This is a genomic window from Alcanivorax sp. HI0083 (genome assembly GCF_001635175.1).
This window is the reverse complement of record NZ_LWFX01000861.1, coordinates 1-424: the sequence shown is the minus strand read 5'-3', so window position 1 is coordinate 424 and position 424 is coordinate 1. Positions and strand designations below refer to the sequence as shown.

Genomic DNA, 424 nt, shown 5'->3' with positions numbered 1-424 from the left:
GTGGTCAATGCTGGCCATGGCCTGCACTATCACAACACCTTGCCGATTGCGGAAATCCCGGGTATCAACGAGCTGAATATTGGCCACAGCATTATCGCCCGGGCGGCGATTACCGGGCTGGATGAAGCCGTGCGCAGCATGCGGGCCTTGATCGACAAGGTTTAAGGAACCTCTGAATAACTCCTTGCATGCTCAGTCTTTCAGGCTGGCTCGCAATCTAGGCGCGATTTTGAAGGTGTCCCCTAACTGGGATCGAGATATGTCCATCCATCGAAAAAACGCAACGACGAGTGCGGGCCAGCCTGGAAGACCCGGAGGGCACGGCCTGAAGCGTACATCTGCTGCGCCTTGCCTCTAGGAAAGGGAACCACCCTGTCCGTCAAGACAAGACTCAACAGCTGCACGCTTCAGGCCACGCTGAGTA

The 424-nt window shown here is 56.4% G+C and carries 1 protein-coding gene; it reads left to right on the top strand.

Translation table 11 applies throughout. The features are described from left to right. Positions 1-165: pyridoxine 5'-phosphate synthase (locus tag A3754_RS26065; RefSeq protein WP_197468572.1), on the top strand; the 165-nt coding region annotated here is incomplete at its 5' end. Positions 166-424 lie beyond the last annotated feature (259 nt).